General features: G+C 56.0%; 3 protein-coding genes. All 3 read right to left on the bottom strand.

Translation table 11 applies throughout. The annotated features are described in order from the left end of the window. Positions 1-899 (bottom strand): transketolase family protein (locus OCK74_RS27770; RefSeq protein ID WP_279300381.1); only part of this gene is annotated, 899 nt, incomplete at its 3' end. Positions 900-922: 23 nt separating this feature from the next. Then, positions 923-1,762 carry a transketolase gene (locus OCK74_RS27765; RefSeq protein WP_279300380.1) on the bottom strand — a complete coding sequence of 280 codons (840 nt, stop codon included), beginning with the start codon at positions 1,760-1,762 and terminating at the stop codon, positions 923-925. Positions 1,763-1,803: 41 nt separating this feature from the next. Then, positions 1,804-2,232: transaldolase family protein (locus OCK74_RS27760; protein WP_279300379.1), on the bottom strand; the 429-nt coding region annotated here is incomplete at its 5' end.

Here is a 2,232-nt window from a genome sequence, read left to right as displayed (position 1 = left end):
CCGTACTTCTTCATCAGCTGGGCTGGTGTGCCACTCTCCCCAAAGCTGTCATTGACCGCTACATATTCCATCGGCACCGGGTCGTGCTGGATGAGCACCTGGGCAATGGAGTCCCCCAGGCCCCCCAGGCGGTTGTGCTCCTCGCAACTCACCACACACCTTGTCTTGGCCACCGATTTTAAGATCGCTTCCACATCTAAAGGCTTGATGGTATGGATATTAATGATCTCGGCATCGATACCCAACTCGGCCAGTTGTTCCCCTGCCTGGATGGCTTCCCACACCAGGTGGCCGGTGGCAAAGATGCTCACATCCGCCCCCTCGTTCACCAGCCAGGCCTTGCCAATCTCAAAGGGCTGGTCCGCCTCGGTGAAAATGGGCACTACCGGGCGGCCAAAGCGCAGGTACACCGGGCCGTGGTGCTCGGCGATGGCGATGGTAGCCGCCCTGGTCTGGTTGTAGTCACAGGGGTTGATCACCGTCATACCCGGCAGCATCTTCATCAGCCCCAGGTCTTCCAGGATCTGGTGGGTAGCCCCATCCTCTCCCAGGGTAAGGCCGGCATGGGAGGCACAGATCTTCACATTTTTATCCGAATAGGCAATGCTCTGGCGGATCTGGTCATACACCCGGCCGGTGGAGAAGTTGGCAAAGGTGCCGGTAAAGGGAATCGACCCCCCAATGGTCATGCCGGCAGCGATGCCCATCATGTTGGCCTCGGCAATGCCGATCTGGAAGAAGCGGTCCGGGAATTCCTTGATAAAAGCTTCCATCTTCAGCGAACCCACCAGGTCGGCACAAAGGGCCACTACATTAGGATTCCTGCGGCCAGCTTCCAAAAGACCAGCCCCAAAGCCCGAGCGGGTGTCTTTTTTTTCCGTAAACGTATATTTTTTCATGAATGAGGTTATTTTCTTGTTGATTAATAGTCCAGCAGGGAGCTTTCCAGTTGGTAGAGGGCCTTTTCCAGCTGCTCATCGTTAGGAGCCACGCCATGCCATTTGTGGGAGCCCATCATGAAGTCCACCCCATGGCCCATGTTGGTCTGCATCAGGATCATAATGGGTTTGCCCTTGAAGGTCTTACTCTTGGCCAGTTCCAGACCCCGGAGCACCTCCCCCAGGTCATTGCCATTCATCTCCAGCACTTCCCAGCCAAAGGCTTCCCACTTGGCTCTAAGATTACCTAAAGAAAGCACCTTGTCGGTGGGCCCATCGATCTGCTGGCCATTGACATCAATGGTGGAGATGAGGTTGTCCACCTTGTTGTGGGCGGCATAGAGGGCCGCTTCCCAGATCTGGCCTTCCTGCAGCTCCCCATCCCCGTGCAGGGAGAAGACCAGGCGGTTGTCTTTTTTCAGCTTTTTGGTCAGGGCAGCGCCAATGGCGACCGACAGACCCTGGCCCAGCGAGCCGGAGGCGATGCGCACCCCGGGCAGGCCTTCATGGGTGGTGGGGTGGCCCTGCAGGCGGCTGTTGAGTTTACGAAAGGTGGCGAGCTCTTCTACGGCAAAGTAGCCGGAGCGGGCCAACACAGAATAGAAAACTGGTGAAATATGTCCGTTGGAGAGGAAGAACAGGTCTTCATCCGAGCCATCCATGTTGAAGTGGGAGTCGTGCTTCATGACCTGGAAGTAAAGGGCGACCAGAAAGTCGGTACAGCCCAGCGAGCCCCCCGGGTGGCCACTCTGGCAGCTGTGTACCATGCGCACGATGTCGCGGCGCACCTGCTTGGCAATATTTTCTAAAGCTTGCATATCCATTTGATTGAGGTTTTAAAAAAGTGAAGGGTTGCTTTCCTTAATTAAGCAACCACAGCTTCCTGTTGCATTTTTTTGGCATCTTCTACAAACTTGGCCAGGCCGATGTCGGTCAGGGGGTGTTTGAGCAAGCCCAGGATGGAGTCCAGGGGGGAGGTGCACACGTCCGCACCAGCCTCGGCACAGGCAATGATGTGGTTGGCCGAGCGGATAGAAGCCGCCAGGATCTGGGTGGTAAAGCCCTGGAGGGTATAGATGCGGGCTATCTGCTCGATGAGCTGTACCCCATCCCAGCCCGAGTCATCAATGCGGCCGATGAAGGGAGAAACATAAGTAGCGCCTGCTTTGGCAGCCAGGATGGCCTGACCGGCAGAGAATACCAGGGTGCAGTTGGTTTTGATGCCGTTGTCGCTGAAGTATTTGATGGCTTTGATGCCGTCTTTGATCATGGGCACTTTGACTACGATATTAGG

The organism is Paraflavisolibacter caeni (genome assembly GCF_025628885.1).
GTDB classification, from domain to species: Bacteria; Bacteroidota; Bacteroidia; order Chitinophagales; family Chitinophagaceae; genus Flavisolibacter; species Flavisolibacter caeni.
Note: the sequence above shows the minus strand (reverse complement) of the source record. Positions and strands in the feature narration are given on the sequence as shown.

Coding starts and splice junctions, on each gene's coding strand:
- OCK74_RS27765 (WP_279300380.1), bottom strand. CDS start 1,762: ATGGATATGCAAGCTTTAGAAAATATTGCCAAGCAGGTGCGCCGCGAC.